This window comes from Pseudomonas sp. TUM22785 (assembly GCF_028198105.1).
In the GTDB taxonomy this organism is placed as follows: Bacteria; Pseudomonadota; Gammaproteobacteria; order Pseudomonadales; family Pseudomonadaceae; genus Metapseudomonas; species Metapseudomonas solani.
In genome coordinates this window covers 6,364,310-6,387,824 of the sequence record NZ_CP116239.1, presented here as the reverse complement: position 1 = coordinate 6,387,824, position 23,515 = coordinate 6,364,310, and the positions used below count along the sequence as shown (strand labels likewise).

The window sequence follows — 23,515 nt, the reverse complement described above, 5'->3', positions numbered from 1 at the left end:
TCAAGCGGCTTTCTGTGCCGAGACGAAGGCCGCGAGGCTGGCCACGTTGGCAAAGTGTTTGCGGGTGTCCTTGGCATCGGCGTCGATCTTGATGCCGAAGCGCTTCTGGATGGCCAGGCCCAGTTCCAGGGCGTCCACCGAATCCAGGCCCAGGCCTTCGCCGAACAGGGTCTGTTCGGCGTCGATGTCGTCGGGGCCGATGTCTTCGAGGCCCAGGGCCTCGATGATCAGGTTCTTGATTTCAAGCTGCAGAGCGCTCATCCAGGCCGAGCTCCTTCATGAAGTGTTGATGCAGATGGTCGTTGAGGCGGCGCGAGGCGATCGGCGCCGGCCCCTGTGCGGCGAAGCTCTGCGGGTCGATGTCGTGACCGACGCGCAGGTGGAAGTGGAAGCGCCGCGCCGGGATGCTGTACCAGGGCTCGGCCTTGGTCAGGGTGGTCGGGGTCACGGTGATGGTCACCGGGGTGACGATGCGGGCGCCGCGCAGGGCGATGGCGGCGGCGCCGCGATGGAACTGCGGGGCCTGGCCCGGCGTGGTGCGGGTGCCTTCGGGGAAGACGATCAGGGTCTGGCCTTCCTGCAGGGCGGCGGCGGCCTCGTCGAGCATGTCCATGCTGCCGCTGTTGCTGATGTACTGGGCGGCGCGGATCGGGCCACGCATGCAGGGGTTGTCCCACAGGCTCTGCTTGACCACGCAGTTGGCATCGCGGATCAGGGCGATCAGCACCACCACGTCGATCAGCGAGGGGTGGTTGGCGATGATCATCTGCCCGGGGCGGCCGAGGCGCTCGGCGCCTTCCACTTCATAGGTGAGCACGCCGCTGCGGTACATGAACTGCACGAACAGCCAGAACAGCCGGCTGGTGGTGGCGCGGGCGCGGCGGCGGCGGTCGAGGGCGCTGCCGGGCAGCAGCGACAGCAGCGGGAACACGACGATGCGCAACAGCACGCCACCGACCCCGAACAGGGTGAAGGACAGCGCGGTGGCGATCAGGCGCCACCAGTAGGGGGCGTTGGGGCGGGCGTTCAGGGCCGGTTGCGTTGCCAGGTCCATTTACGGCTCTTCCATTGATGCTGACGGTGGGGCAGATCGTTAAGCAGTGCTTGCAGCAGGCCCAGTGCATGGGGCCAGGGTTCCGGCGCCTGTTCCGGCGCTTCGGGGGACAGCTTCAGCTGCCACTGGTCCCCGGGCGCGAGCCGCAGGGCGACGGCGTAGGGGAAGGGCACATCCTCAACCCAGGGTCGGTAGATGTCCGGTGGGCACTCTTCGGTCACCACCAGCAGCACGGCCGGGGCGCCTTCGGCGAGCATGCCGGCGGCTTCCAGGGCCGCATGCTCCAGGCCGTCGCCTTCGGCGGCCAGGGCGGTCATCTCGCTGGTATCACCCCGCAGGATCGACCACTGGCCGATGATCGCGTTGTGCACGGAAAGGCTGAACTGGGTGGGCGACAGCGGCTCGCCGCGCGCCAGGTCCTGCAGCAGGGCCAGGGTGCGGGGCGTTTCGCCGTGGCGCGAGGCGAACACCATGGGCAGTTGCTCGCCCTCGGCGGCCAGGGGCCAGGCGACGCTCATCGCCATGCGTGCGAGGCGCGACAGGCGCCGCCGCTGCATGGCGGGAAGGAAGGAGACATCGGGTTGCACGGTGAGGTCGGCAGGCGCGAACGGTTGCCTGCACCAGGCGCGCCAGTCGTCCTCGCTTTCCAGACCCGGGGCCCAGGCACGCCATTGTTCGATACTGAAGTGAGTCACGCTAAGAGCTCTTCCCGGCCCCTGTGGGCGTCCTTGTCGACTGGCAATCCCTGAACGACAAAGGCCTTGTCGATGACGCCATAGCAAAGTGCCGCATTATCCCCGACCGTCGGGTTACTTCGCAAACTTCAGACACAATCTTCAGATGTAAGGCACATAAATTCCCGCTGGTAAGAAAGGCCCGTCAGTGCTCGCCCTTGTCACGGGCTTTGCATAGAATCCGGGACTATCCAAGGGACCCGGGAGGTGTGTGATGCGGCGAGTGGTGTTCAATCAGAAGGGCGGCGTGGGCAAGTCGAGCATCGCCTGCAACCTGGCGGCGGTGAGTGCATCGGAGGGTTATCGCACGCTGCTGATCGACCTCGACACCCAGGCCAACTCCACCCACTACCTGACGGGCCTGACCGGCGAGGACATCCCCATGGGGATCGCCGACTTCTTCAAGCAGACCCTGTCGTCCGGGCCGTTCGGCAAGAAGGGCAAGGTGGATATCTACGAAACCCCTTTCGACAACCTGCACGTGATCACCGCCACGGCGGAGCTGGCCGACCTGCAGCCGAAGCTGGAGGCCAAGCACAAGATCAACAAGTTGGCGAAGCTGCTGGACGAGCTGGCCGAGGATTACGACCGTATCTACCTGGATACGCCGCCGGCATTGAATTTCTATACGGTTTCGGCGCTGATCGCGGCCGATCGCGTGCTGATCCCCTTCGATTGCGACAGCTTCTCGCGCAATGCCCTCTACGGCCTACTGGCCGAGATCGAGGAGCTGAAGGAAGACCACAACGACGGCCTGGAGGTGGAAGGCATCGTGGTCAACCAATTCCAGCCCCGCGCCAGCCTGCCCCAGCAACTGCTGGACGAACTCATCGCCGAGGGCCTGCCGGTGCTGCCGGTGAACCTGATGAGCTCGGTGAAGATGCGCGAATCCCACCAGGCCTGCACCCCGCTGATCCACCTGGACCGCAGCCACAAGCTCACCCAGCAATTCGTCGAGCTGCACAATCTTCTAGAAGCTTGAAGCTTGAAGCTTGAAGCTTGAAGCTTGAAGCTTCCGGCTCGCCGCTTGCGGCTTTGCCGCCTACTTCACCACCAACACATCACAGGGCGGGCGCTGCAGATAGTGCAGCGCCAGGCTGCCCAGCAGGGCCTGGGAGATCATGCTGCGGCCGTGGCTGCCGAGGGTGATGAACTGCGGCTGGGCGGCGGCGATGGCGTCGTCCAGGGCGCGCGGCAGTGAGCCGTGGGTGACCTCCAGGCTGACCGTCGGCGCTGCCGTGACGTTGCCCAGTTCGTCCTTCAGCAATTGCTCCAGCAGCTCGCGCTGGGTCTTCAGGTATTCGCTGGAGCTGCCCGCTTTGGCCAGCAGGCGGCCGGTAATCTCCATCACGTTCACCGCCTGCAGGTGGCCTTCGGTGGTCAGCAGGCTACAGGCGCTGCGCAGCGCGTCGCAGGCGCAGAGGGAGAAGTCCAGCGCGGTGAAACCCTTGCGGTAGGGGGCCGGCTTTTCACTCACGGCCAGCAGCAAGGGAATGTCGATATGCCGGGCCACGCGCTCCAGGGTGGTGCCGATGAACAGCTCCGGTGCGTTGTGGTGGTGGTTGCCGATCACCAGCAGGTCGGCCTGGCTCTCTTCCACCTCTTCGAGAATCTGCAGGGCCGGGCGGCCCTTGCGCAGCAGTACCTGGGCGGGCGGTGCGCCGAGCTGCTCCAGGCGCTGCTGGAACAGGCGCTGGGCGCCTTCGCGCAGGTTGTCCTGCAGGGCGTTGGGCAGGTGGTCTTCGAGCACGTGCAGCAGGGTCAGGCGGGCGTTGTACTGGCGCGCCAGGTCCACGGCACGTTGCAGGGCGAGGTCGGCTTCGCGGCTCAGGTCATGGGCGATGAGGATATGGCTGAACATGGGTGGCACCTCCGGGTGAGGTGCCACTGTGGGGCAATTGGCCGCACGGCAAGTTGATCCAGGGCAATCCGTCCGAGGCTCAGTGGGCGCGCAGCTGGTACAGCCCGCGGCTCTGCGCCACCACCTCGCCGGTGGCGTCCACCAGCTCCAGTTCCAGCAGGTAGTCGGCCTTGCCGTTGGCGCTGGCCTCGGCCTGGATGCGCTCGATCTCCTCGGCGCCGATGCGCGCCTCGACGCTGATATCACCCTTGGCCGGGCGGCGGAAGCGCAGGCTCATGTCCTTGATGATGGGGTAGAAGCGGCGGGTGTCGAAGCTGGTGATGAACAGCGCGCCGCCGGGAATCTCCGCCAGGGTGAACAGGGCGCCGGCGTACATGGTGCCGATGTGGTTCTCGTTGCCGGCCAGGGGCACCAGCAGCTTCACGTAGCCCGGCTCCAGGGCCACGGCCTTGAGGCCCATGCGGCGTACGAAGGTGATCTTGTCTTCGGTGAAGTGGCGGGCCATCTCTTCGTTGAATTGCATGACGAACTCCGGCAGGACGAATGCCAGGAGCCTAGCCGGATGCGCGTCGGCGGCAATGACCGGGACGGCCAGCGCGGGTGACCGAAACGATCAGGACCCGGCCGTTAGGTGGGACTTTCACCGGGAGGTTGAGCCTGTAACGGACGCGCTTCATTGCCTAGGGTAGTAATGGGCCTGCGCATGTCGCGCTCGCTCGAACCAGCAGGGAAAGCCCATGAACACCACCTTCAAACCGCAGGGATTCAATACCGTTACCCCGAACAGCATCGTCAGCGACCTGGCCAGTGCCGTCAGGTTCTACCAGGCGGTGTTCGACGCGGAAGAGCTGCTCCGCCTGACGACGCCGGACGGCAAGGTGGTGCATTGCGAGCTGAGGTTCGGCGACTCGCGGATCAACCTCGGCGAGTCGATGGAGGGCTGGCCGGAGCAGCCGCTGCTGGCGCAGATCTATGTGCCCGATTCGGACGCGACCTTCGCCCGGGCGATACGCGAAGGCGCCCGTGAGCTGAGCCCGGTGGCCGATATGTTCTTCGGCTCGCGGGAAGGCCGGGTCATCGACCCGTTCGGCAACACCTGGACCATCTCCACCCACAAGCGCCAGGTCTCCGCCGAGGAGATGCAGCGGGCGCTGAACGAGATGTACGCCGGGCAAGGCTAGCCGGAGCTGCGCCCGCCCTGGCGTTCTAGATGCCGTGGCTCTTCAGCCAGCCCAGCAGTTGCGGCAGGGGCAGGGCACCGCTCTGGCGTGCGACTTCAACACCGCCCTTGAACAGGATAAGCGTGGGAATGGAGCGGATGTTGAGTTGCCCGGCCAGCTGGCGGTTGGCCTCGCTGTCCAGCTTGCCCAGGCGGCAGCGGCCGTGGAGCTGGGCGGCGGCCTGCTGGTAGGTGGGGGCGAAGGCCTTGCAGGGACCGCACCAGTCGGCCCAGACGTCCACCAGCAAGGGCAGGTCGCCGCGCAGTTGCTTGGCGAAGCCGGCTTCGTTCAGGTCGAAGGGCGTGGCAGGGACCACGGCGGACTTGCAGTGACCGCAGCGGGGCGAGTCGCCCAGACGCTCGGCGGGAATGCGGTTGAGCCCGGCGCAGTGGGCGCAGGGGATCATCAGGGGATCGGTCATGGTCGGCTCCGGAACAGATTCCCCTGATCTGGAGCCGACCCGCCGAATATCAACCCCTGATCATCAGCCCCGTGCGGCCTCGAGGGACTGGGTGAGGTCGGCGAGGATGTCGTCGATGTGCTCGATGCCGATGGACAGGCGCACCATGTCGCGCGGCACGCCGGCCTTTTCCAGCTCCTCGTCGTTGAGCTGGCGGTGGGTGGTGGAGGCCGGGTGGCAGGCCAGGGACTTGGCATCGCCGATGTTCACCAGGCGCACCACCAGTTTCAGCGCGTCGATGAAGCGCGCACCCGCCTCGGCGCCGCCGACGATACCGAAGGACAGGATCGCCGCCGGCTTGCCCGCCGTGTAGCGCTGGGCCAGTTCGTGCTCGGGGTGGTCCGGCAGGCCGGCGTATTTCACCCAGGCCACCTGCGGGTGGGCCTGGAGGAAGTGGGCGACCTTCAGCGCGTTCTCGGTGTGGCGCTCCATGCGCAGGGGCAGGGTTTCCAGGCCCTGGAGGATGAGGAAGGCGTTGAACGGCGACAGCGCCGCGCCCATGTTGCGCAGCGGCACCACGCGGCAGCGGCCGATGAAGGCGGCGGGGCCGAAGGCTTCGGTGTAGGTCACGCCGTGGTAGGAGGCGTCCGGGGTGTTGAGCAGCGGGAAGCGCGCCTTGTTTTCGGCCCAGGGGAACTTCCCGGAGTCGACGACGATGCCGCCGATGCTGTTGCCATGGCCGCCGATGTACTTGGTCAGCGAGTGCACGACGATGTCCGCGCCGTGTTCGAAGGGGCGGCAGAGGATGGGCGTGGCCACGGTGTTGTCGACGATCAGCGGCACGCCATGGCGGTGCGCGGCGGCGGCCAGGGCGGCGAGGTCGATGATGTTGCCCGCCGGGTTGCCGATGGATTCGCAGAACACCGCCTTGGTGCGTTCGTCGATCAGTGCTTCCAGGGCGGCGATGTCGTCGTGGGCGGCGAAGCGCACCTGGATGCCGGAGCGCGGCAGGGTGTGGGCGAACAGGTTGTAGGTGCCGCCGTAGAGCTTGGCCACCGAGACGATGTTGTCGCCGGCTTCGGCGACGGTCTGGATGGCGTAGGTGATGGCGGCCATGCCCGAGGCCACGGCCAGGGCGCCGACGCCGCCTTCGAGCGCGGCGATGCGCTTCTCCAGCACGTCGTTGGTGGGGTTCATGATGCGGGTGTAGATGTTGCCGGGCACCTTGAGATCGAACAGGTCGGCGCCGTGCTGGGTGTCGTCGAAGGCGTAGGAGGTGGTCTGGTAGATCGGCACCGCCACCGCACGCGTGGTCGGGTCGGGGCTGTAGCCGGCGTGGATGGCAAGGGTTTCCGGTTTCATTGTGGCTGCGTTCCTTCGGGGCTGATGAAGGAGCGCAGCATGTGAAAGCGGAAGGGGTGCGGTCAATGACCTGAAGCAATCAGCGGCTGGCGCGGCTAGACCGAAAAGTTCGGTGGCTAGAACCGCCCGATCAGCGCAGGGCCATGTAGATGTTGAAAGCGCTGATCAGGGTGATCAGGGTGCCGACCAGGGTCAGCAGGGTGCGCGCTGGCAGCTTCTTGCACAGCATGGCGGCGAAGGGCGCCGCGAACAGGCCGCCGAAGACCAGCCCGGCCACCAGCATCCAGGTGTTCAGCTCACCGGCCAGGAGGATGAAGGAGGTGGCGCTGGAAATGGTCAGGAAGAACTCGGCGAAGTTCACCGAGCCGATGGTGGTGCGCGGGTCGCTGCCCGAGCCCAGCAGGCTGCTGGTGACCACCGGACCCCAGCCACCGCCGCCGGCGGCGTCGACGAAACCGCCGAACAGGGCCAGCTTGGCCACGTGCTTCGGCGCCCGGCGCTGGGCCACATGGCGGTAGGCCTTGCTGAGGATGTACAGGCCCATCAGCAGCAGGTAGGCGGAAATGAAGGGCTTGAGCGCGGCGCCGTCGAAGGTGGTGATCAGCACGGCGCCGAGCACCGCACCGATGATGCCGGGCAGCAGCAGGCGCAGGAACAGGGATTTGTTGACGTTGCCCAGCTTCACATGGGAAATGCCCGAGAGCCCGGTGGTGAAGACTTCGGCGATGTGCACGCTGGCGCTGGCGGCAGCGGGGGAGGCGCCGGCGGTGAGCAGGAAGGTGGTCGCGGTGATGCCGTAGGCCATGCCCAGCGCGCCATCCACCACCTGGGCGAGGAAGCCCACGGCCACCGCGCTCCAGAAGGTCGGGCTGCTGAGGGTGCGTTCGATGATGTCCAGGCCGGTGGCCCCGCCGTGGTCGCCGAAGAACAGGCGCCAGGCGAGGAAGCCCAGCAGGCTGACCAGCACCAGCACGGCGAACCACATCGCGGCGCGCAGCACCGGGTGGTTGTCGGGGTGGCTGACGAAGTCCTCGACGGGGGGGATGCCCAGTGCCTCGTGCTCGGTGTTGATCGGGCTCTGGCTGAGGTCGAGATTGCGGATCTTCATGCGGGGTACGGTGCCTGACAGTGGGTGGTAGAACAGGCTGGAATAAGCAGGCGGCGAAGATAAGCGGCTTTGCTTAGAGAGTCTAAGAAGATTTCCGCAGGTTCATATTCCATTTTCAAAGGTTCGGGTGGCCCGTTGCGGCTGTACCTGCCCATCGCCGGATAACTGTATGTCCGGGCAGCACGCCTGCCTGGGCTAGGCTGGGATTTTGCTCGGGAGAACGCGTCATGAGGTTGCTGGGTGTACTGGGTGGCATGAGCTGGGAGTCGACCCTGAGCTATTACCGCCTGCTCAACGAAGGCGTGCGCGATGCGCGGGGCGGCCTGCATTCGGCGCCGTTGCTGCTGCATTCGGTGGATTTCGCCGGCATCGCCGCCCTGCAGAAGTCCGGTGGCTGGGACGAGGCAGGGCGCCAGCTGGCTGCCGCTGCGCAAGGCCTGGAGCGTGCCGGCGCCGGGGCCCTGCTGCTGGCCACCAACACCATGCACAAGGTGGCGGCGGCGATCGAGGCAGCGGTGGACATCCCCCTGCTGCACATCGGCGACGGTGTAGGGGCGGCCATCGAGTCACAAGGCTGCGAGCGGGCGGCGCTGCTGGGCACGCGCTTCACCATGCAGGAGGACTTCTACCGGCAACGCCTGGGCGAGCGCTTCGGCATTCGCGTGCAGGTGCCGGATGCGCCGGCCATGGTGGAGATCGACCGGGTGATCTTCCAGGAGCTGTGCCTGGGCCGCTTCCTGCCCGAGGCGCGGGCCTTCTACCTGGCGCAGTTGCAGCAACTCAAGGACGAGGGTGCCCAGGCGGCGATCCTCGGCTGCACCGAGATCGGCCTGCTGCTGGACGGTTGTGATTCGCCCTTGCCCCTGGTGGACAGCACCGAGGAGCATGTACGCATGGGGCTGGACTGGTTGCTGGCCGGGGCCTGAAGGCGGGAGCGGGGGCGATGCGTACAAGGATCATCCGGTGGCTGGGGCGTGGCGCCTTGCTGATGGCATTGGCGGTGCTGCTGGTCTTCGCCGTGCGGGTGCTGGATATCCAGGGCGAGCCGGCGCTGCTGCCCTGGCACCGCTTCGTGCCGGACGAGCTCGACGAGAAGGCCCTGGACCAGGCGGACTGGGCCGCCTGGATGGGGGCCGAAGCCCATGTCTTCGACCAGGTGCGCCAGCAGGTCAGCGAGCGCCTGGAGCCCGAGGAACGGGTGCCGGCGAACCGCTACTTCCCCGGTAGCCCGCTCTACCCCGGGCACTTCCACCAGGACTGGAACCGTTCCTACTTGCTGCGCCCGGAAGGCGAGCCGGTGGGCGCGGTGGTGATGCTGCACGGCCTCACCGATTCGCCCTACAGCCTGCGCCACCTGGCGCTGCGCTACCGCCAGGCGGGCTTCGTGGTGGTGGGCTTGCGCCTGCCGGGCCACGGCACGGTGCCGGCGGCGCTGACCGACGTGAGCTGGCAGCAGTGGCTGGCCGCCACCCGCCTGGCCGTGCGCGAGGCCCGGCGTCTGGTGGGCGAGCCGCGGCCGCTGCGGCTGGTGGGTTACTCCAATGGCGGCGCGCTGGCGCTGAAGTATTCCCTGGATGCCCTGGAGGACCCGGCGCTGCCCCGGGCCGAGCGGCTGGTGCTGCTCTCGCCCATGGTGGGCGTGGCCGGTTATGCGCGTTTCGCCGGGGTGGCGGGCTGGCCGGCGGTGTTCCCGGCCTTCGCCAAGGCCGCCTGGCTGGACCTGCTGCCCGAGTACAACCCGTTCAAGTACAACTCCTTTCCGGTCAACGGCGCGCGCCAGTCCTACCTGCTCACGGCGGCCCTGCAGGAACAGCTGCAGCGGGCCTCGCACCGTGACGGCCTGAGTGCGATGCCGCCGCTGCTGACCTTCCAGTCGGTGGTGGATGCCACGGTGAGCACGCCAGCGGTGGTGGACGGGCTCTACCGCCTGCTGCCGGACAACGGCAGCGAGCTGGTGCTGTTCGACATCAACCGCTCGGTGGATTTCGGTCCGCTGCTGCGGCCGGAGGCGAGCCTGGCGCTGGCGCGCCTGCTGCCGCCGCCGCCGCGCAACTACCGCACGGCGGTGGTCACCAATGTCACGGCGAGCAGCCGCGAGGTGGTCGAGCGGGTGACCGAAGCCGGTGCCCGGGAAGAGTGGGTGACGCCGCTGGAGCTGACCTTCCCCCGTGAGCTGTTCTCGCTGTCCCACGTGGCTGTGCCCTTCCCCGAGAGCGATGGGCTGTATGGCCGGCGCCCCGACCCGGCCGATGACTTCGGCATCCACCTGGGTGACCTGTCGTTGCGGGGCGAGCGGGGTGCGCTGGTGATGGACATGGGCGCGCTGCAGCGTGCCACGTCCAACCCCTTCTTCCCTTACCTGCTGCGGCGCGTGGAGCAGACCCAGGGGCTGGCCCGCTGAGGCCCGCCGAGGGCTCGGGGGCTCAGGAAGAGCAGCTGATTTCCAGGTGCTTGCCCCATTCGGGCGGGCGCTCGGCGTAGCTTTCCATGCCCGGCTGCTCGTCGAACGGACGGGCGAGCACGGCGTGCAGCTGGCGCACCTCGCTGTAGTCGCCACGCTCGGCGGCCTCGATGGCGCGCTGGGCCAGGTAGTTGCGCAGGATGTACTTCGGGTTCACCACGTGCATGCGCTGGCGGCGGGCGTCCTGGCCGTCGCCTTCGCGCGCGGCGCGCTCGACGTACTGCGCGGCCCAGGCGTCGAAGCCGGCGAGGTCGACGAAATCGTCCCGAAGCACGGCCACCGCCTGCTCGGGCGCGCTGTCGCCCAGGCGGCGGAAGAACAGGCTGTAGTCCACTGCGCTGGTCTGCATCAGTTGCAGCAGGCGCTGCACCAGCGCTTCGTCGCCATCCTCTGCCTGGGTGAAGCCCAGGCGCCGGCGCATGCGGTCCAGCCAGGCCGCCTGGTACAGCGGCAGGAACAGCTCCAGTGCCTCGCGCAGGGCCTCCACGGCGATGTGCGGCGTGAGTGCCTGAGCCAGGGCGGCGAGGTTCCAGTGGGCGATGGGCACCTGGTTGCTGAAGCTGTAGCGCCCGCTGTCGTCGGAGTGGTTGCAGATGTGGTTGGCGTCGAAGTCGTCGAGGAAGGCGTAGGGGCCGTAGTCGAAGGTGATGCCGAGGATCGACATGTTGTCGGTGTTCATCACCCCGTGGCAGAAGCCATAGGCCTGCCAGCCGGCGATCATCTCGGCGTTGCGCTCGATCACCGTGCGGAACATCGCCAGCCAGGGTTCGTCGGCGTCGAGGCACTCGGGGAAATGGCAGGCCAGCACGTGCTCGCCGAGGGTCTTCAACTGCTCGTGCTGACGGGTGTAGTAGAAGTACTCGAAGTGGCCGAAGCGTACGTGGCTGGGGGCCAGGCGCATGACCATGGCGCCGCTTTCCTTTTTCTCGCGGTACACCGGGGTGCTGGAGCCGGTGACGCACAGCGCGCGGCTGCTGGGGATGCCCAGGGCGTGCAGGTGTTCGCTGGCGAGGAACTCGCGGATCGAGCTGCGCAGCACCGCGCGGCCGTCGCCCATGCGCGAGTAGGGCGTCTGGCCCGCGCCCTTGAGGTGCAGGTCCCAGTGCTCGCCAGCGTCGTTGACCACCTCGCCCAGCAGCAGTCCGCGGCCATCGCCGAGGCGCGGGTTGTAGCTGCCGAACTGGTGCCCGGAATAGACCATGGCGCGCGGGGCCGCGTCGGACCAGAGCTTGTGCCCGGCGAAGAGCTCGGCGAACACCGGCGTTTCGGCCTCGGCCGGGTCCAGGTCGAGCAGCGCCATGGCCGCCGGGCTCGCCACCACCAGGTGCGGGTCGGCCAGCGGGTCGGGCAGGACTTCGGTGGAGAAGGCATCGCCCAGGCGGGCGAAGCGGTTGTCGAACTGCAGGTCGTCGAGTCTTTTCATGGGCTCAGCTTGTCACGCGGCCGGAGCCGGGGGAAGTCGCGGGGACCGGTGGTCCCCGCGTGGCAGCGGCCTACTTGGCCTGCTCTTCGGCGGCGTCGGCGGCAGCTTCCTCGACCGGGGCGTGGGCCTCGACCTTGCGGCTGAGGATGACGTCCATCTTCGGCACCGAGGAGATGTTGATGTTGTGTTCCTGGAACAGCTGGTCGATGCGCCGGTTCAGCTCGTCGGTGGCCAGGCCGCGGTCGCCCAGCTCGCGCACGTAGATCTTCAGCTCGTGCTCCAGGGTGGTGGCGCCGTAGGTCTTCAGCTGCACGTTGGGGGCCGGGTCGCGCAGCACGCGGGTGTTCTCCTGGGTGGCCTGCAGCAGCAGCTTGCGCACCAGTTCCAGGTCGGCACCGCGATTGACGTTGTAGACCAGCACGATGCGGGTGACGGTGTCGGTCAGGGTCCAGTTGATCAGCTGGCTGGTGAGGAAGGTCTGGTTGGGGACTATCACTTCCTTGCGATCGCTGTCGGTGATGTGCGTGGCGCGGATGCGGATGCGGTTCACCGTGCCGGTGACGGTGCCGATGGTCACCAGGTCGCCGATGCGCACCGGGCGCTCGAACAGCAGGATCAGGCCGGAGATGAAGTTGGCGAAGATCGCCTGCATGCCGAAGCCGATACCCACCGAGAGCGCGGCCACCAGCCACTGCAGCTTGTCCCAGCTGACCCCGAGGGTGGACAGGGCGCTGACGAAGCCGATGCCGGCGATGGCGTAGGAGAGCAGGGTGGTGGTGGCATAGGCGCTGCCCTGGGCGAGCCTCAGGCGCGACAGCACCAGCACTTCCAGCAGGCCGGGCAGGTTGCGTGCGAGCACCGTGGTGATGCCGGCGATGATCAGCGCGCCGAGCACGTCGAGCAGGCTGATGGGCACCTGGGTGGCGGCGTCGCCGGTGCCGGCGGCGTACTGGTAGAGGGTCACTTCGTCGAGGTAGGCGAAGACGCTGATCAGGTCGGCCCAGACCAGGTACATGGCAGCGATGAAGGTGCCGAGCAGGGCCAGGCGGATCAGGCGCAGGGACTGCTGGTTGACCTGCTCGATGTCGAGGGTCGGCTCTTCCACCGCCACTTCCTCGCCCTCGGCGTTCTCCTTGGTCTGCGCCTGGCGCTTGGCCAGGGCGCGCGCGTAGGCCAGACGCCGGGCGGCCACGGCCAGGCCGCGGACGAAGGCGGCCTCGATGACCAGCGTGAGGATCAGCAGATAGAGGGTGTTGATCAGGCGGTCGGTGAGCTTGAGCGAGGTGTAGTAGTAGCCGAAGCCGACGGCGACGATGAACGCCAGCGGCAGCAGGGTGAAGCCCAGGCCGATGAGGAAGCGGAAGGGCGAGGTGTGCTCGCGCATCGGCTCGGCCAGCAGCAGGTTGCTCAGCACCAGGGCCATCAGGGCGTAGCAGGAGATGACGACGATGATGCCGATCACGTCCTCGGCCAGCGCCTGGGGCTGGTGCTCGGCGACGGTGACCACGGCCACCAGGGCCATCACCACCATGCCGAGGCGGCGGATCTGCTTGCTCAGTAGGGACACCTGCGGGCGCGGCCAGCGGAAGTGCAGCTCGGCGACGCCGCCCGGGGAGAGGATGCGGTACAGGGTGTAGAACACCAGCCAGGCCTGGGCCATTTCCATCAGCGCGGCGCCGAGGGTGGCGTTCTGGCCACGGGCGTCGATCTGCAGGGCCAGGCCGCAGAGGGCGAGGAACAGGGTCACCGGCAGGGCCAGGAGGACGTTCAGCAGCAACGCCAGGGGCGTGTGCATCTGGCTGTCGCGCTTGTAGTGGCCGATGTCCTGGTGCAGGTCGGTGAGCTTGGCGTAGATCCAGCTGCGCCGCCACAGCAGCGCACCGATCATCAGCAGCAGGGGGACGAACAGCCAGGGGCGGTCTACCAGGCCTTCGCCCAGCTCGGCCAGGCCTGAACCCCAGGGCACGTCGGCGAGCTGGCGTTGCAGGTAGTGCGGGGCGTTCTTGATCCAGGAAAGGTCCAGTGGCTTGTTGCTGGGAATCCAGAACATCTGCTCTTCCAGGGTCGCGCGCAACGCCTGGGAGGTGCTTTGCAGCTGCTTCTGGTTGAGCTGCAGGGTGATGGATTCGTTGAGCAGGGCGTTGAGTTCGCGGCTCAGGCGGTCGAACAGCTCGGTGCGGGTGGTGGCCAGGTCGAGCAGGGTGGCGCGCAGTTCCGGGGTGACCTGGTCGGCGGGCTGGCGGGACAGCAGATCGTCGACGTAGGCCTGGGGGCTGTTGAGCTTGTCGCGCTGCTGGCTGAGTTCGAACTGGTAAAGGCGGATGTCGGCAATCTCGTCGGCCAGGTCGCCGTCGAGCTTGAGGTGCGGCAGGGCCTGCTTCTGCTGGTAGAGGATCTTCGACAGCAGCAGGCTGCCCTTGAGCACGCTGATCTGCTCCTCCAGGGCCTGGTCGGCCTGGCTGAGGGTGTCCAGTTGCTGGCGGGTCTGCAGGTTCTGCTGGGTCAGCTCGTTGAGGCGGTCGGTGGCCCGCAGCAGGTAGTCGGAGAGCTTGAGATTGGTGGCGCTTTCGGCGGCCAGCAGGCTGTCGGGCGTGGCCTTCTGCGCCTCGCGGGAGAGTTCGGCGACGGTCTGCTCGGAGCTTTCCCGGCGCTTGTCGTTGATCAGCGACTGCAGGGCCTGGGTTTCCTGCTCCAGGCGATGGATACGCTCCACCAGCAGGTCGCGGCGGCTGTTGCCGAGGTCCTGCAACAGGCTGTTGCCGGCCAGCTCCTGGCGGCGCAGCTGGGTCTGGGCGTCGAGGGCGGCGAGTTCGGCGTTGTACTGGTCGCGCTGCTCGTCGGAGAGCGCCTTGCTGCCTTCCTTGCCGATCTTGAGGGTGGCGTTGATCTGCTGGGCACGGGCCTGGTTGCTGGCGATCTCGGCCTGGGCGCGCTCGGGGCGGGTCTGGGCAGTGATGATCAGGCTGTTGGCCTCGGCCAGGTCCTTCTGCCAGTCAGCCAGCTGGGTGCTGCGCTGGTTGAGCAACTGGTCGAGCTGGGCCAGGGACGACTTGCTGTAGCGCTCGGTGACGTCCACCGGTTTGCTGGCCTTGAGACGGGTGAATTCGCGCTGGGCGTCGCTGGTCTGGCGCGGGGCGTCGGTGAGCTGGCGCTTGAGGTCGGCCAGGCGCTTTTCGCTCTCGGCTTCGTTGCCCAGCAGGGTCAGGGTCTGTTCCAGCACCTGCTGCACGGCCTTCTGCTCGGCTTCGGACAGCTTGCGCTCGGCCAGGGTGTCCAGGCTTTGCTGGACCTTGGCGCTGGTCGGTGGTTCGGCGGCGTGCAGGTTGGTCACACCGAGGCTGAAGCCGATGAGGGCGGCGGCAATGAGGGGGCGCAGGAAAGACATGGTCGCTGGGGGCGGCTCTGGGAAAAGTGCGGTTAATGATATGCCAGGCGCGGCGCCCGTGGTGGGACGTGCCGCGCCTTCAGAGGAACAGTCCGGGGCCTGGGCGCCCGTGACCTTCGGGGAATTTGACGCCCACCTTGCGCACCTTGTTCCCTTCCATCAGGGCGACGGTCCAGGTCAGGCCGTTCCACTCCACCTGGTCGCCGACGATGGGTTCGCCGCCGATCTCGTGGGAAATGAAGCGCCCCAGGGGCTGGGTGCCGTCGATGTTCTCCAGCTTGAGGCCGTAGAGCGAGGCGACGGCGGAGAGCTGGGCATCGCCTTCGAGGACGAAGTCGCCGAAGAAGCGCAGGTCGAGGCCGCGCTGGGGCGCCTGGCTGAACAGTTTGCCGAGGGCGGAGAGGTCGTGCTCGTGGCCGACCACGCAGAGGATGTCGCCCGCCTCCAGCACGGTACTGCCCGAAGGGTGGAGCAGTTCGGTGCCCCGGAACAGCGCGGCGATGCGGGTGCCTTCGGGCATCTTCAGTTCGCGCAGGGCGGCGCCGATGCACCACTTCTCCGCGCCCAGGCGGTAGACGAACAGCTCCCACTCGCTGGTGGGGTGGATCTCCAGCCCGGCGCGGGAGATGGGCGCCGGCTCCGGCGGTACCGTCACCCGCAGCAGCCTGGCCGCCAGCGGCAGGCTGGCGCCCTGCAGCAGCAGGGAGACGAGGACGATGAAGAACGCCAGGTTGAAGTACAGCTGCGAGTGGGGCAGGCCGGCCATCATCGGGAACACCGCGAGGATGATGGGCACCGCGCCGCGCAGGCCGACCCAGGCGATGAAGGCCTTTTCGCGGTCATGGAAGGCGCGGAAGGGGATCAGCCCGATCAGCACCGACAGCGGGCGGGCGAAGAGGATCATCCACAGCGCCAGGCCCAGGGCGGGCAGGGCGATGGGCAGCAGGTCGTGGGGCGTGACGAGCAGGCCCAGCACCAGGAACATGCCGATCTGCGCCAGCCAGGCCATGCCGTCGAGCATGTGCAGGATGCTGTGGCGCGAGCGGATCGGGCGGTTGCCCAGCACCAGCCCGCAGAGGTAGGCGGCGAGGATGCCGCTGCCGTGCAGGAAGTTGGTGAGGGCGAACACCAGTAGGCCGCCGCTCACCACCAGCAGCGGGTAGAGGCCATTGGGCAGGTTGATGCGGTTGATCAGTTGCAGCAGCAGCCAGCCGCCGCCGAGGCCGAGCAGGGCGCCGATGCCGAACTCGCTGACCAGATGGCCGAGGAAGGACAGGCTGATTTCGCTCTGCCCCTTGGCCAGCATGTCGATCAGGGTGACGGTGAGGAACACCGCCATCGGGTCGTTGCTGCCGGACTCGATCTCCAGGGTGGCGGTGACCCGTTCGTTGAGGCCCTTGCCGCCGAGCAGGGAGAACACCGCCGCGGCGTCGGTGGAGCCGACGATGGCGCCGATCAGCAGGCCCTGCATGATGTCGAGGTTGAACAGCCAGGCCGCGGCCATGCCGGTCAGCCCGGTGGTGATCAAGACGCCGACCGTGGCCAGCGACAGCGCCGGCCACAAGGCCACGCGGAAGCTGGAGACCCGCGTGCGCAGGCCGCCGTCGAGGAGAATGATGGCCAGCGCCAGGTTGCCTACCAGGTAGGCCAGCGGGTAGTTGCTGAAGCCGATGCCGCCCGGGCCATCGATGCCGGCGACCATGCCCACGGCCAGGATGATGACCAGGATGGGGATGCCCAGGCGCGAGGAAACCGAGCTCACCAGAATGCTTGCGCCGACCAGCAACGCGCCGATCAGGAACAGGCTATTGATGGTGGCTGCATCCACGTATTGAAGCTCCTGGCAATGATGTCGGGGGTGACGCTGGAGGGATGCATGCAGTGTGCATGCCAGCTGGATTCTAACCTGCTACCCGCAACGCGCCGCAAGCGCTGATCGGCATAAATCCACAGGTTTTTTGAACAGGGCCGAAGCCTGTGTTCACGGATTCGACCAGGTGGTCAGGATATTGTCCGAGGTCGATTTGACGATCCGGGGAATGCCGGTGCCGAGCCGGTCATCGGTGGGCTGGCCGATTCGCAGGCAAAAAAAGCCCCGCATGTGCGCGGGGCAGGGAAACCCTGAAAAGTTGAAATCAGAACCAGGCGTCGCGCATTTCCAGGCAGGTGTCGTCGCGGGCTTCGAGAATGGCCAGGGCGTGGTGCACACCCGGCACTTCCCAGGTGAGGAAGTAGCGCGCGGCCTGCAGCTTGCCCTTGTAGAAGTCGGCGTCGGCGGCGTTGCCACGGGCCAGGCCTTCTTCGGCGCGGATCGCCTGTTCCAGCCAGCGCCAGCCGATGACCGCGTGGCCGAAGGCGTTTAGGTAGAGCGCGGAGTTGGCCAGGGCCTGGTTGACCTTGCCCTGCATCAGGTCGCCGAGCAGGGCCAGGGTCACGGCGGAGAGGCGCGACACCAGTTGCTCCAGCGGCTGGCGCAGGGCGTCGAGTGAACCGTGGGCGCTGGCGCGCTGGCAGGTGTCGTTGATCAGGCGGGTCAGCTGCTTGAGGCCGGCACCGTTGTTCTGCGCCACCTTGCGGCCCAGCAGGTCCAGGGACTGGATGCCGTGGGTGCCTTCATGGATGGGGTTGAGGCGGTTGTCGCGGTAGTACTGCTCCACCGGGTATTCGCGGGTGTAGCCGTGGCCGCCGAGGATCTGCACCGCCAGTTCGTTGGCCTTGAGGCAGAACTCCGAGGGCCAGGATTTGACGATGGGGGTGAGCAGGTCGAGCAGCTCGTGGGCCTGCTTGCGCTCCTCCTCGGTGGCGAGGGTCTGGGTGTCGTCGAACAGGCGGGCCGAGTACAGGCCGAGGTCGAAGGCGCCTTCCACATAGGCCTTCTGGGTCAGCAGCATGCGGCGCACGTCGGCGTGCTCGATGATCGCAACCTGGGCGCTGGTCGGGTCCTTGCCGTCGGGCAGGCGGCCCTGGGGGCGCTCGCGGGCGTATTCCAGGGAGTAGAGGTAACCGGCGTAGCCGAGCATCACCGCGCCCATGCCGACGCCGATGCGCGCCTCGTTCATCATCTGGAACATGTAGGACAGGCCGGCGTGGGGCTTGCCCACCAGGTAGCCGACGCAGTCGCCGTTGTCGCCGAAGTTCAAGGCGGTGGAGGTGGTACCGCGGTAGCCCATCTTGTGGAACAGGCCGGCGAGGATCACGTCGTTGCGCTTGCCGAGGGAGCCGTCGTCGTTGACCAGGAACTTGGGCACGATGAACAGCGAGATGCCTTTGACCCCGGCGGGGGCGTCCGGCAGCTTGGCCAGCACCATGTGCACGATGTTCTCCGACAGCGGGTGGTCGCCGCCGGAGATGAAGATCTTGTTGCCCTTGATGCGGTAGGTGCCGTCACCGGCCGGTTCGGCGCGGGTGCGGATGTCCGACAGCGAGGAGCCGGCGTGGGGCTCGGTGAGCGCCATGGTGCCGAAGAACTTGCCGTCGATCATCGGCTGCAGGAAGCGCTGCTTCTGTTCGTCGCTGCCGAAGCTCTCGATCAGGTTGGCCGCGCCCATGGTCAGGAAGGGGTAGGCGGAGCTGCCGACGTTGGCCGACTGGAAGTGGGCGAAGCAGGCCTGGGACAGCAGCGTGGGCAGTTGCATGCCGCCCTGCTCGAAACTGCGGGTGGCGTTGAGGAAGCCGGCTTCGAGGAAGGCGTCGACGGCGGGCTTCACTTCCGGGATCAGTGTGGCGGCGCCGTTGTGGTACTCCGGCTCGTTCTCGTCGCCCTTGCGGTTGTGCGGGGCGAAGTATTTCTCGGCGATGCTGCGGGCGGTGCCGATGGCGGCGTCGAAGGTTTCGCGGTTGTGATCGGCGAAGCGCTCGCGCTGGGTCAGGGCTTCGGCGTCCAGCACTTCGTAGAGTTCGAAGGCCAGGTTGCGGGAACTGAGCAGGGTCTCGGACATGTCGGATCTCCGGTTGGATGGCCGGAGTCTAGAACGGTGAATGAAGGTCGCCTAGCAACATCCATAAGGGTGATAAAGCGGCAAAACCCGGCCAGCGTCGCGGCTGGTAAACTGCGCGCCTCGCGAGGATTCCCACACCATGAACTACCGTCACGCCTTCCATGCCGGCAACCACGCCGATGTGCTCAAACACCTGACCCTGGCCCGCCTGATCGCCCTGCTGTCACGCAAGGAGGCGCCCTTCGCCTACCTCGACAGCCACGCCGGTGTCGGCCTCTACGACCTGGCCGGCGACCAGGCCAACCGCACCGGGGAATGGGAGGAGGGCATCGGCCGGCTCTGGGGCCAGCCCGACCTGCCGGAACTGATGGTGGACTACCTCGGCGTGCTCCACGCCCTGAACCCCGATGGCGCGCTGCGCCACTACCCCGGTTCGCCGGAGCTGGCACGCCAGCTGACCCGCCCGCAGGACCGCCTGCACCTGAACGAAAAGCACCCGGAAGACGGCCAGGCGCTGAAGGAAAACATGGCCGGCGACCGCCGCGTTGCCGTGCACCTGGGCGAAGGCTGGCACCTGCCCCGCGCCCTGCTGCCCACCGCCGAGAAGCGCGCGTTGATGCTGATCGACCCGCCCTTCGAGAAAGCCGACGAGCTGGAGCGCTGCGTCACCGCACTGAAGGAAGCCATCGGCCGCATGCGCCAGACAGTCGTGGCGATCTGGTACCCGATCAAGGACCAGCGCCAGCTCAAGCGCTTCTACCAAGGCCTGGAAGCCTCCGGCGCGCCCAAGCTGCTGCGCGTGGAACTGATGGTGCACCCGGCGGACAACGCCCTCGGCCTCAACGGCTCGGGCCTGGCCATCGCCAACCCGCCATGGGGACTGGAAGAGGAACTGCGCCAACTGCTGCCCTGGCTGAGCGAAAAGCTTGCGCAGAGTCAGGGTGGCTGGCGGTTGGATTGGATTATTGCGGACAGTTGATAGCCGCAAGCCGCAAGCCGCAAGCCGCAAGCCGCAAGTTAAGAGCAAAGGCGCTTTGTTCTTACTTGCAGCTTGTAGCTTGAAACTCCCCTCTCCCGGCCGTCAGGCCGGCATACAAACCCCCGTCCCCCCCAACCCGCAATAACCCCCCGGATTCTTCGCCAGGTACTGCTGGTGATACGCCTCGGCGTAATAGAAGGTCGGGGCTTCGTCGATTTCGGTGGTGATGGCGCCGAAGCCTGAGTTGCTCAGTTCGGCCTGGAAGCGGGCTTCGCTGGCCTTGGCGGCTTCCAGCTGGGCGGCGTCGCTGCAGTAGATGGCCGAGCGGTACTGGGTGCCGATATCGTTGCCCTGGCGCATGCCCTGGGTCGGGTTGTGGGCTTCCCAGAACACCGAGAGCAGCTTCTCGTAGCTGATCACCTGCGGGTCGAACACCACCAACACCACTTCGGTGTGCCCGGTGAGGCCGGAGCAGACTTCGTCGTAGGTCGGGTTCGGGGTGTGGCCGCCGGCGTAGCCGACCGCGGTGGACCAGACGCCTTCCTGTTGCCAGAAACGGCGCTCGGCGCCCCAGAAACAGCCGAGGCCGAACACCGCCTGTTGCAGGTGGGCGGGGAAGGGGGCTTGCAGCGGGCGGCCGTTGACGAAGTGGGCGTCGGGCACCGGCATCGGCGATTCACGGCCGGGCAGCGCCTGTGCCGCCGTGGGCAGCTCGATTTTGTGAGCGAGGATCTGCGAGCGCAGGACCATGGCGTTCTCCTGATTGGGTGGCTGGTCGATAGACCTGCGGGAATGGCCGATGTTACAGCAGGCTCAGGGCTCAGGGCTCAGGGCTCAGGGCTGCGGGCGGCAGGGGTAGCGGCGCAGGCTTTCCAGCAGCAGGTGCCCGGGAATGGGCTGGTCGAATAGGTAGCCCTGGCCGACGTCGCAGCGCTGGCGGCGGAGGAAGGCCAGCTGGGAGGCGCTCTCGATACCTTCGGCGACGACCTTGAGCTTGAGGTTGTGGGCCATGGCGATCACCGCGGAGGTGATTTCCATGTCGTCCTGGTTGTCGGGAATGTCCTTGATGAAGCTGCGGTCGATCTTGATGACGTCGATCGGGAACTTCTTCAGGTAGCTGAGGGACGAGTAGCCGGTGCCGAAGTCGTCCATGGCCAGGGTCAGGCCTAGGGTCTTGAGACGGTTGAGCTGGTGCTTGGTGTCGTCGGTGGCTTCCAGCAGCAGGCCTTCGGTCAGTTCCAGTTCCAGCAGGCCCGGGGGCAGTTGCTCCTCGTGGAGGATGGCGGCGATGGAGCCCACCAGGTCCGGGTCGCTGAACTGCTTGGGCGAGAGGTTGATCGCCACCTGCACATCGCCCATGCCCGAGGCGCTGAGGCGCCGGCTCATGCGACAGGCTTCGCGGATCACCCATTTGCCGATGGGGATGATCATCCCGGTTTCCTCGGCGACGCTGATGAACTGGTCGGGGCGGATCATGCCGCGCTCCGGGTGCTGCCAGCGCAGCAGCGCCTCCATGCCCAGCAGTTGCCCGGACTTGAGGCACAGCTTGGGCTGGTAGAAGACTTCCAGCTCGTTCTGTGCCAGGGCGCGGCGCAGGTTGTTCTCGACGAACAGCTTGTAGCTGGCCTCGGCGTTGAGGGTTTCGGTGAACAGTTGCAGCTGGTGCTTGCCGTTGGCCTTGGCCTTGTGCAGGGCGAGGCCGGCGTGCTTCATCAGGGTCTGCGGATCACGCCCATGCTGGGGCGCGCAGGCCAGGCCCAGGGAGCCGGTGACGCTGATCAGCTGGTTGTCGACGAACAGCGGCTTGTCGAGGGTGTGGAGGATCTGCCCGGCGGTCTTCTGCCCGCTCTCCAGGTCGGCGCCATCGAGCAGCACTGCGAATTCGTTGCTGGCGAAGCGCGCGAGGATGTCGCCCTGGCCGAGGGTGTTGCGCAGCCGGCGGGCGAGGCTGACCAGCAGTTTGTCGCCGGTCTGGTGGCCGAGGCTGTCGTTGATGCGCTTGAAGTTGTCGATGTCCACCAGCAGCAGGCAGAGGGGCGACTCGTGGTCGCTCTGGAAGCGCTCTTCGAGGCTGCGGATGAAGTAGGGACGGTTACCCAGCCCGGTGAGGTTGTCGGTGTAGGCCAGCTTCTCGATGCGCTGCTGGGCCAGCTTGTTGTGGGTGACGTCCTCGTAGATGCCGATGTAGTGCGTCAGTTCGCCGTTCTCGCCGAACACCTTGGAGATGGACAGCTGGCCCCAGTACGGCTCGAGGTTCTTGCGCCGGCTGCGGAACTCGCCCTGCCAGCTGTTGCTGGTGGTGAGGCTGGAGCGGGCGTCGAACAGCAGGTCGCTGAGGTTTTCCAGGGCTGGCAGCTCGGAGAGGCGGCGGCCGTGGACTTCGTCGGAGCTGTACTGGGTGATGGCGGTGAAGCTGGGGTTGACGTATTCCACCAGGCCGTCGCGGTCCACCAGCAGGAAGGCGCTGGCGCTCTGTTCGACGGCGCGCTGGAACAGGTGCAGGGCGTTGGTGGCGTCGAGGCGTTGCTGGTTGACCAGGACCTGGGCGAACTGGTCGGCCAGCTCGCCGGCGAAGGCGATTTCATCGGTCTGCCAGACGCGCTGGCCGCCGGTGTGTTCCAGGCACAGCACGCCGACCACCTCGCCACCGATGCGCACGCTGGCATCGAGCAGGGCGACCACACCCTGGGGCTTGAGGTAGTCGTCCACCAGCTCGATGGTGCGCGGGTCGCGCTGGGCGTTGTGGGCGTCGATGGCGCGGCCGCTGTGCAGGGCTTCGAGGTACTGCGGGTAGCGGCTGACGTCGATGGCGCCCGGGTGTTCGTGGTGGTCCTGGTCGCGCCGGTAGAGGGTGATGGCGCGCAGCAGGTCGCCATCGAACATCCACAGGGAGGCGCGGGAGACCTCGTAGGCCTCGCAGGCGGCCTGGGTGATCAGCTTGGCCGCTTCCAGGGCCGGGTCGCCGGGGCTGTAGCGGTGGCGGGCCAGGCGCACGATCAGGCTCTGCTGCGCGCGGGAGCGGATCAGATGCTGCAGGTGGTCTTCCTGGGAGCGCTGGTAGAGATCCAGGGAGCTTTTCAGGCGCTGGTTCTGGGCTTCCAGTTCGCTGAGGCGATGGTCATCGTCTTCACGGTCGTCGACGTCCACCGGCAGCAGGTAACCGCGCAGCAGGTTGCGGCCGTGCTGCTGGAAGGCTTCGCCGAGTTCGAGGATGGTGCGCACGCCGTCGGGGGTGTGCAGGCCGTACTGCACTTGGTAGCTGGCGCTGCCGGTCAGCTGACGCTGGATTTCGTCATGCAGGCGGTAGCGCGCTTCGGGGGACATCAGGCTGGCGTAGGGCGAGCCGACCAGGGCACAGAGCTCGGTGGCCGGCAGGCCGATCTGGCGTTCGCAATTGGGGTCGAGGAACAGCAGCGCCCAGCTGGCCTCGTTGAGCCGCTCGAAACGCATGAGGCCAAGCCGCGAAGGGACTGGCAACTGCGTCACAACCTCGGCCACCGTACGGCTGGCGGCATCGGGATGGCTTTTCATCGGGCGGGTGGGTTCCAGTATGCTGACCGAGTCGGGCCTCGGCCCACTTCATATTATGG

Annotated in this window: 19 protein-coding genes; 5 read left to right on the top strand and 14 right to left on the bottom strand. The window is 67.0% G+C overall.

Annotated features, from left to right (window positions below):
- Genes PI990_RS29010 through PI990_RS29000 form a run of 3 tightly spaced genes read right to left on the bottom strand, consistent with a single transcriptional unit; the run spans position 1 to position 1,749 of the window.
- Positions 1–261 carry a phosphopantetheine-binding protein gene (locus PI990_RS29010; RefSeq protein WP_021219835.1) on the bottom strand — a complete coding sequence of 87 codons (261 nt, stop codon included), beginning with the start codon at positions 259–261 and terminating at the stop codon, positions 1–3.
- Entirely contained in the window at positions 242–1,054 is an 813-nt protein-coding gene (locus tag PI990_RS29005) for a lysophospholipid acyltransferase family protein (RefSeq protein WP_263400874.1), read from the bottom strand. Before PI990_RS29005 ends, PI990_RS29010 begins: the two co-directional genes overlap by 20 nt.
- Positions 1,027–1,749 carry a beta-ketoacyl synthase chain length factor gene (locus tag PI990_RS29000; RefSeq protein WP_021219833.1) on the bottom strand — a complete coding sequence of 241 codons (723 nt, stop codon included), beginning with the start codon at positions 1,747–1,749 and terminating at the stop codon, positions 1,027–1,029. The genes PI990_RS29005 and PI990_RS29000 overlap by 28 nt, the downstream gene beginning before the upstream one ends.
- Positions 1,750–2,002: 253 nt before the next feature.
- Here PI990_RS29000 and PI990_RS28995 point away from each other — a divergent pair, with 253 nt between their 5' ends.
- Entirely contained in the window at positions 2,003–2,770 is a 768-nt protein-coding gene (locus tag PI990_RS28995) for a ParA family protein (protein WP_263400872.1), read from the top strand.
- Between the two features lie 60 nt (positions 2,771–2,830).
- On the opposite strand, the gene PI990_RS28990 is transcribed toward PI990_RS28995, so the two are convergent.
- Together PI990_RS28990 and PI990_RS28985 are read right to left on the bottom strand one after the other, a co-directional pair.
- Positions 2,831–3,649: a universal stress protein gene (locus PI990_RS28990; RefSeq protein WP_271659237.1), complete on the bottom strand. Its 819-nt coding sequence runs from the start codon at positions 3,647–3,649 to the stop codon at positions 2,831–2,833.
- Between the two features lie 79 nt (positions 3,650–3,728).
- Positions 3,729–4,172: a YiiD C-terminal domain-containing protein gene (locus PI990_RS28985; RefSeq protein WP_021219830.1), complete on the bottom strand. Its 444-nt coding sequence runs from the start codon at positions 4,170–4,172 to the stop codon at positions 3,729–3,731.
- 214 nt (positions 4,173–4,386) lie between these two features.
- Between PI990_RS28985 and PI990_RS28980 the strand changes: the two genes are divergently transcribed.
- Positions 4,387–4,830: a VOC family protein gene (locus PI990_RS28980; protein WP_021219829.1), complete on the top strand. Its 444-nt coding sequence runs from the start codon at positions 4,387–4,389 to the stop codon at positions 4,828–4,830.
- Positions 4,831–4,855: 25 nt separating this feature from the next.
- Here the strand turns inward: PI990_RS28980 and trxC are convergent, their stop codons facing one another.
- From trxC to PI990_RS28965, 3 genes are all read right to left on the bottom strand, one after another.
- On the bottom strand, positions 4,856–5,290 hold the full coding sequence (gene trxC, locus PI990_RS28975; protein ID WP_271659236.1) for a thioredoxin TrxC: 435 nt from the start codon (positions 5,288–5,290) through the stop codon (positions 4,856–4,858).
- Positions 5,291–5,353: 63 nt separating this feature from the next.
- The gene (locus tag PI990_RS28970) at positions 5,354–6,631 is read right to left on the bottom strand and encodes a bifunctional O-acetylhomoserine aminocarboxypropyltransferase/cysteine synthase (protein ID WP_021219827.1); all 1,278 of its coding nucleotides are present in this window, start codon (positions 6,629–6,631) and stop codon (positions 5,354–5,356) included.
- 130 nt (positions 6,632–6,761) lie between these two features.
- Positions 6,762–7,739 (bottom strand): sulfite exporter TauE/SafE family protein, encoded by a 978-nt coding sequence (locus PI990_RS28965; RefSeq protein ID WP_021219826.1) that lies wholly within the window; start codon positions 7,737–7,739, stop codon positions 6,762–6,764.
- A 227-nt stretch (positions 7,740–7,966) separates the two neighbouring features.
- Here PI990_RS28965 and PI990_RS28960 point away from each other — a divergent pair, with 227 nt between their 5' ends.
- Both PI990_RS28960 and PI990_RS28955 read left to right on the top strand, forming a co-directional pair.
- Complete coding sequence (locus PI990_RS28960) at positions 7,967–8,665, top strand: aspartate/glutamate racemase family protein (RefSeq protein WP_271659235.1); 699 nt, start codon at positions 7,967–7,969, stop codon at positions 8,663–8,665.
- A gap of 17 nt (positions 8,666–8,682) precedes the next feature.
- A complete protein-coding gene (locus tag PI990_RS28955; protein ID WP_271659234.1) occupies positions 8,683–10,140 on the top strand; it encodes an alpha/beta hydrolase in 1,458 nt (485 codons plus the stop codon).
- A gap of 22 nt (positions 10,141–10,162) precedes the next feature.
- Here PI990_RS28955 and selO read toward each other — a convergent pair whose 3' ends face one another.
- The 4 genes from selO to PI990_RS28935 form a co-directional block, all read right to left on the bottom strand.
- Positions 10,163–11,623, bottom strand: coding sequence for a protein adenylyltransferase SelO (gene selO, locus PI990_RS28950; protein WP_271659233.1), 1,461 nt, complete (start codon positions 11,621–11,623; stop codon positions 10,163–10,165).
- A gap of 70 nt (positions 11,624–11,693) precedes the next feature.
- Complete coding sequence (mscK, locus tag PI990_RS28945) at positions 11,694–15,008, bottom strand: mechanosensitive channel MscK (protein ID WP_021219822.1); 3,315 nt, start codon at positions 15,006–15,008, stop codon at positions 11,694–11,696.
- 79 nt (positions 15,009–15,087) lie between these two features.
- A complete protein-coding gene (locus PI990_RS28940; protein ID WP_271659232.1) occupies positions 15,088–16,836 on the bottom strand; it encodes a potassium/proton antiporter in 1,749 nt (582 codons plus the stop codon).
- A gap of 307 nt (positions 16,837–17,143) precedes the next feature.
- Positions 17,144–18,946, bottom strand: a complete 1,803-nt coding sequence (locus PI990_RS28935) for an acyl-CoA dehydrogenase (protein ID WP_271659231.1) — start codon at positions 18,944–18,946, stop codon at positions 17,144–17,146.
- Between the two features lie 139 nt (positions 18,947–19,085).
- Here PI990_RS28935 and PI990_RS28930 point away from each other — a divergent pair, with 139 nt between their 5' ends.
- Complete coding sequence (locus tag PI990_RS28930) at positions 19,086–19,925, top strand: 23S rRNA (adenine(2030)-N(6))-methyltransferase RlmJ (protein WP_043242257.1); 840 nt, start codon at positions 19,086–19,088, stop codon at positions 19,923–19,925.
- 102 nt (positions 19,926–20,027) lie between these two features.
- Here PI990_RS28930 and msrA read toward each other — a convergent pair whose 3' ends face one another.
- Together msrA and PI990_RS28920 are read right to left on the bottom strand one after the other, a co-directional pair.
- Positions 20,028–20,675 (bottom strand): peptide-methionine (S)-S-oxide reductase MsrA, encoded by a 648-nt coding sequence (gene msrA / locus PI990_RS28925; protein ID WP_263403822.1) that lies wholly within the window; start codon positions 20,673–20,675, stop codon positions 20,028–20,030.
- An 84-nt stretch (positions 20,676–20,759) separates the two neighbouring features.
- Complete coding sequence (locus tag PI990_RS28920; RefSeq protein WP_043242261.1) at positions 20,760–23,456, bottom strand: putative bifunctional diguanylate cyclase/phosphodiesterase; 2,697 nt, start codon at positions 23,454–23,456, stop codon at positions 20,760–20,762.
- Positions 23,457–23,515: the final 59 nt, after the last annotated feature.

Coding starts and splice junctions, on each gene's coding strand:
- PI990_RS29005 (WP_263400874.1), bottom strand. CDS start 1,054: ATGGACCTGGCAACGCAACCGGCCCTGAACGCCCGCCCCAACGCCCCC.
- PI990_RS28970 (WP_021219827.1), bottom strand. CDS start 6,631: ATGAAACCGGAAACCCTTGCCATCCACGCCGGCTACAGCCCCGACCCG.
- PI990_RS28935 (WP_271659231.1), bottom strand. CDS start 18,946: ATGTCCGAGACCCTGCTCAGTTCCCGCAACCTGGCCTTCGAACTCTAC.
- trxC (WP_271659236.1), bottom strand. CDS start 5,290: ATGACCGATCCCCTGATGATCCCCTGCGCCCACTGCGCCGGGCTCAAC.
- PI990_RS28930 (WP_043242257.1), top strand. CDS start 19,086: ATGAACTACCGTCACGCCTTCCATGCCGGCAACCACGCCGATGTGCTC.
- PI990_RS28920 (WP_043242261.1), bottom strand. CDS start 23,456: ATGAAAAGCCATCCCGATGCCGCCAGCCGTACGGTGGCCGAGGTTGTG.
- PI990_RS28995 (WP_263400872.1), top strand. CDS start 2,003: ATGCGGCGAGTGGTGTTCAATCAGAAGGGCGGCGTGGGCAAGTCGAGC.
- PI990_RS29010 (WP_021219835.1), bottom strand. CDS start 261: ATGAGCGCTCTGCAGCTTGAAATCAAGAACCTGATCATCGAGGCCCTG.
- PI990_RS28960 (WP_271659235.1), top strand. CDS start 7,967: ATGAGGTTGCTGGGTGTACTGGGTGGCATGAGCTGGGAGTCGACCCTG.
- PI990_RS28965 (WP_021219826.1), bottom strand. CDS start 7,739: ATGAAGATCCGCAATCTCGACCTCAGCCAGAGCCCGATCAACACCGAG.
- PI990_RS28955 (WP_271659234.1), top strand. CDS start 8,683: ATGCGTACAAGGATCATCCGGTGGCTGGGGCGTGGCGCCTTGCTGATG.
- mscK (WP_021219822.1), bottom strand. CDS start 15,008: ATGTCTTTCCTGCGCCCCCTCATTGCCGCCGCCCTCATCGGCTTCAGC.
- msrA (WP_263403822.1), bottom strand. CDS start 20,675: ATGGTCCTGCGCTCGCAGATCCTCGCTCACAAAATCGAGCTGCCCACG.
- PI990_RS28985 (WP_021219830.1), bottom strand. CDS start 4,172: ATGCAATTCAACGAAGAGATGGCCCGCCACTTCACCGAAGACAAGATC.
- PI990_RS28980 (WP_021219829.1), top strand. CDS start 4,387: ATGAACACCACCTTCAAACCGCAGGGATTCAATACCGTTACCCCGAAC.
- selO (WP_271659233.1), bottom strand. CDS start 11,623: ATGAAAAGACTCGACGACCTGCAGTTCGACAACCGCTTCGCCCGCCTG.
- PI990_RS28990 (WP_271659237.1), bottom strand. CDS start 3,649: ATGTTCAGCCATATCCTCATCGCCCATGACCTGAGCCGCGAAGCCGAC.